The sequence below is a fragment of the Stieleria sp. genome (assembly GCF_041595215.1).
In the GTDB taxonomy this organism is placed as follows: domain Bacteria; phylum Planctomycetota; class Planctomycetia; order Pirellulales; family Pirellulaceae; genus Stieleria; species Stieleria magnilauensis.
Genome location: NZ_JBFHKV010000596.1, coordinates 1 through 5,234 on the forward strand (window position 1 = coordinate 1; position 5,234 = coordinate 5,234).

2 protein-coding genes are annotated in these 5,234 nt (G+C 60.7%); both read left to right on the forward strand.

All coding sequences use genetic code 11. From position 1 onward, the window contains the following. Positions 1 to 10 precede the first annotated feature (10 nt). Positions 11 to 4,435 (forward strand): tandem-95 repeat protein, encoded by a 4,425-nt coding sequence (locus tag ABX749_RS20775; protein ID WP_372897661.1) that lies wholly within the window; start codon positions 11 to 13, stop codon positions 4,433 to 4,435. Positions 4,436 to 4,676: 241 nt separating this feature from the next. Continuing rightward, on the forward strand, positions 4,677 to 5,234 hold a 558-nt coding region (locus tag ABX749_RS20780), incomplete at its 3' end, for a DUF4347 domain-containing protein (protein WP_372897662.1).

Sequence of the window (5,234 nt, forward strand, 5' to 3'; positions counted from 1 at the left end):
CAGCGGCACGATGACGCTGACATCCATCACCGAAGACGATCTGACCAACTCGGGCAATACGGTCGCCAGTGTCCTGCTGAGCGCCGGCGGCGACCGCGTCACCGACGTTGACATCGGGGCGGTCGAAGGGATTGCGATTACATCCTGGAACAACGGCAACGGCACCTGGCAATATTCGACCGATGCCGGTGGAACCTGGAGTGACATCGGAGCGGTATCGAACACGTCGGCGCTGTTGTTGCGTTCGAACGATCTGATTCGACTGGTGCCTAACGGCGTCGGCGGCACGTCGGCCGATGTGACTTTCCGCGCCTGGGACCAATCCGTCGGGGCGTTCGGAACCAAAGTTGACACGTCCTCCAATGGCGGAATCACCGAGTTCAGTTCGGCCACCGAAACGGCTGCGATCACGGTCACGGATGTCAATGACGCGCCGGTGTATGATCCCGCGGGCGCGACGACGCTTTCGACTCTTACCGAGGACGAAACGGCAAACGGCGGAGACACCGTCGCATCGATCATCGCCAGTGCCGGTGGTGACCGGATGACCGACGTGGACGCCGGGGCATTGGAAGGGATCGCGATCACGTCGCTCGTCAGTGGCGGCGGCACCTGGCAGTACTCCGTCGACGCCGGAGCGAGTTGGACCGACATCGGCTCGGTTTCCAACGCTTCCGCTCTGCTGTTGCGGGACAGCGATCTGGTGCGATTCATACCCGACGCGGAAAACGGAACCACCGCCAGTTTTGACTATCGCGGTTGGGACCAAACGACGGGGACCGCCGGCACGAAAGTCAGCACCGCAACCAACGGTGGCACGTCAGCGTTTTCTACGGCGATCGAATCGGCCGATATTGTTGTCACCAGCGTGAACGATGCTCCCGTGGTCGACAACACCGGCAGCATGACACTGACGTCGATCAATGAAGACCAAACCAGCAACGCCGGCGACACGATCAGCGCGATCATTGCCAGCGCCGGCGGTGACCGGATCACCGACGTTGACAGCGGGGCCATCGAAGGCGTCGCGATCACGTCGCTTTCCAGCGGCAACGGTACGTGGGAGTATTCCACCGACGGCGGATCGTCGTGGACCGCAGTCGGCAGTGTTTCCAGCACGTCCGCGTTGTTGTTGCGAGCGGTCGACCTGGTTCGTTTTGTTCCCAACGGCGAATCGGGCACGACGGCCAGTTTTGATTTCTATGGCTGGGATCAAACCAGCGGGACGGCAGGAACCCAAGTCGACGCGTCGGTTCGCGGCGGCGTCACGGCATTCAGCAGTGCGGCAGAAACCGCCAACGTGACCGTGACCGACGTGAACGATGCGCCGGTCACCGGCACCTCCGCAGGCGTCGCGGCCTATTCGGAAAATGCCGTCGCGACAGTCGTCGATTCACTATTGACGATCGCGGATGTGGATCCCGTTGATCTCAACGGCGGCCAGTTGACGGTCACGATTTCCGCCAACGCCACCGCAGACGATCGATTGACGATCTCGCCCGGCGGTGCGATCACGTTGCTGGGGACGGGGGTGTATCACAGCGGGACACAAGTCGGGACGCTGACCGGTGGCACGGGGACGGCACCGCTGGTGATCACGTTCAATGGCAACAGCACACCCGCGATCGCTCAGGAAGTCGGACGACAGGTCAGCTATTTCAACGTCTCGGACGATCCCTCTTCATCGTTGCGCACGATCGACTTTGTGGTGACCGATGGCGACGGCGGCACGAGTAACACCTCACAACGGTCGTTGTCTGTGACAGCCGTCGATGATGACCCGATTGCCGTCGACGACCACCATGGGCTGAAATTTGACGGCATCGACGATCGGGTGAACATGGGCGTTAGCGCGGTTCTGGAAGTCAGCAACCAGCTGACGATGGAGGCCCGCATTCGCCCCGATGCTTATCCCGCATCCTCAAGCATCATTCTGAACAAGGAAGGCGAGTACGAAATCGGCATCACGTCGACGGGCAACCTGCGGTGGGCCGTCGCGAACACCACGCCCGGTTGGGCCTGGCATGACACCGGGTATATCGTCCCGCTCAATGAATGGACTCACGTTTCGGTGGTCTATGACAACGGCACGATGAGCACGTACGTCAACGGCAATCTGGTCGAAACTTATTATGGATCGGGCAGCATCGGGGATGCGCACGCCACGAAGGATGACTTCATCGTCGGCGGGCGACAAAACAACCCGGTCGGTCAGTATTTTTCCGGAGAGATCGACGAAGTTCGAGTTTGGAACGTCTCCCGGACTCAGAACGAAATCCGCACCAGCCTCGACCAATCCCTGGCCGGAACCGAAACGGGCCTGATCGGTTACTGGAGCTTCGATGAAGGGACGGGGACGAGCACCGCTGACTTGACGGCCAATGCCAACACGGGATCACTCGTCGACGGCGGTTCGGGAACGGTCGGGCCGCAGTGGACCGGCTATTCGACCAACCAGGACACGCCGCTGACCATCAATCTGGCCGACGGAATCCTCGGCAATGACCTCGATGGCGAGGGAGATCCACTGACGGTCACGCAGGTCAACGGCAGCGGGGCGAATGTCGGTTCGACGTTTACCTTGCCATCGGGAGCGCTGTTGACCGTCGCCGCGGGAGGGGACTACCAGTATGATCCCAACGGCATGTTTGATTATCTCGCGCCCGGGCAGACGGCGATCGATTCGTTCACCTATCAAGTCGATGATGGCAACGGCGGAACCGATACGGCGACGGTCAAGGTGACCATCACCGCGATCAACGACGCTCCTCTGGGCACAAACCTGAACGCGGCCGAGACCTACACCGAGGACGCTTCGCTGGACCTGACGGACATTGTGGTCAGCGATATCGATGACGCCAATCTGACGGTGACATTGACGCTGTCGGATGTTGCCGCGGGTTCGTTAAGCACCGGCACGTCGGGTGCGGTGACGTCGTCCTTTGCTGCCGGTGTTTGGACCGCCAGCGGTGCGGTGGCGGATGTCAATGCGTTGCTGGCCGGCGTGACATTCTCGCCGACTGCAGATTATGCCAACGACTTCACGATCGCGACCAGCGTCGACGATGGACTGGCACCACCGGTGACGGGGATCAAAACGATGACCGCCACGCCCATCAACGACGCACCCGTGCTGTCGGCCGGTTCGGTGAATGACCTGACGGTGCTGGAGGATTCCGGATTCACCTCGCTGGGTCTGGGGGCGGTCCACTACGGCCCGGGCGGCGGAAGCGATGAGTTATCCCAAACCCTCACCTACCAAGTCACTGTTGTGCCATCGGGATCACTCGGAGCAATCTACTTGGCCGATGGCGTAACCACCGTGACGACGTCGACCTATACGTTGGCAGAGCTCCAAGGCATGCAGTTCCGACCCACCGACGATGCCAACGGCGGACCTTCGTTCTTTTCGTACCAGGTGATCGATGACGGTGGCGGAACCGACACCCTCGTCCAGTCGATTCAATTGAACATCACCGCTGTCAACGATGCTCCGGTTGCCACCGCCGATGCCTACACGGTCAACCCCCAAGCGACGTTGTCGGTCGCCGACCCGGGTGTGATTTTTAACGACACGGATGTCGATGGGCACACGATGTCGACGATTCTTGTGACCGGACCGAACCATGGGACGTTTTCGCTACAGCCCGGCGGCGCGTTCACCTACACGCCCAACACCGGTTTCTTTGGGCGAGATTCGTTTTTCTATTCAGTGACCGATGGTTCGCTGGTCAGTAGTGCGGTCGAGGTGACGATTGAGGTTCTGCTTGCACCGGCGCCAACATCGTTTTCGAACACGTCCTCGAGTGCTTCGTCGAACGCTCCAGCAGAAATGACGACGGACAGCGGAGAGGAACCGGGAAGTGGCGAGGATCCTTTGTCGCAAAGCGATTCGGCCGACGAGTCTCAGATGGAGGAATCCGTCGACAGTGCCGCCGGCGCGATTCAAGCGGCGCTGGACGCGGCTGCACAAGCCGAGCGGTTGGCAAATGCCAAGGGCGGACCCGAGGCGGATGGAAATTCCGGGACACTAGGCGACTTCAGCGGCGATTCGTCGGGGCGGCTGTTCAGTGTTTACGGCGTCTCCGAGAACCAGGTATCTGCCGCACGTTCAGCCTCGTCTGAATCGACGCAACTGGAACGTTTGCTTCAGCAGGACATTCGACAAGCCATCCTCTGGACTCAGTGGGATGATCTCGAGCAGCAGGAAGAATCTCCGATGCTGGTCTACGTCGGGGCAGCGGGCGCCGGGATGAGCGTGTTTTCCATCGGATACGTGTTCTGGGCACTCCGCGGCGGGGCGTTGATGACGGTGTTTGCCTCCAGTTTGCCCGCCTGGCGGTTCATCGACCCGATCGCAATGCTCTCGGCCTATCGCAGTTCCCTGGGGACGGCCGACGAGGGACTGGAGTCGTTGCTGAAACGTGGCCAGTGAGTGCGCGCCCTGACAACGGGCGGCGAAGACGCACGCGACGTCGTACCACCCGTATGATCGGGTTGACCGTCATGCGCCCTACCATCGCTCACGGCGGTTGTCCCGCAATCCGCTCTGCCACGATTGCCCGAGCGCCCCTCCTTTTGATTCTGACTTAGAGTTGGACGGTGAAAGACGGCGGCCGCGGGGGTGAGGAATGTCGAATTCACCGGGCACACCCCACCAAATTGGATCCACCACCTTGTCCGCTCAGAACTGCCAACGCGTTTTTGACTTCTACCCGCTGGAAGACAGGATTCTGTTGAGCGCGGACGGATTTGATGCCGGCGAATCGGTTCCCAACGCCGACGTCGAAATTCTCGACGCGTTGATGGCCGAGATGCTCCAATCGGGACCCGCCGGTACGACCGACCAATTGTTCGGTACCCCTCACGTCGATTCTGCCGACTCAGAACCGGATCAAGCCCACTCGAATGATTTGGCCGAGACGCCTTCATTCGATCCCACGCGACGTCTGGAGGTCGTCTTCGTTGACGCCGGTGTCGAAGACTCTGAGACGCTGTTGGCGGGTTTGCGCGACGGTTCGGCGGACGGCACGCAGTGGTCAATCGTTCGGTTATCGTCCGATGGAGACGGGATCACACAAATCACACAAACGCTGGCGGAGTTATCCGGAGTCGATGCGATCCACATTGTCAGTCACGGCGATGGCGAAGGCATCCAACTCGGCGGCGTCCGTCTGGACGTGGACACAGCCGAAGGATACGCCGGTGACATCGCCGCCTGGGCCAACTCACTG

Bases quoted from the DNA above. Each gene is read 5' to 3' on its own strand.
- ABX749_RS20775 (WP_372897661.1), top strand. From the start codon at position 11: ATGACGCTGACATCCATCACCGAAGACGATCTGACCAACTCGGGCAAT.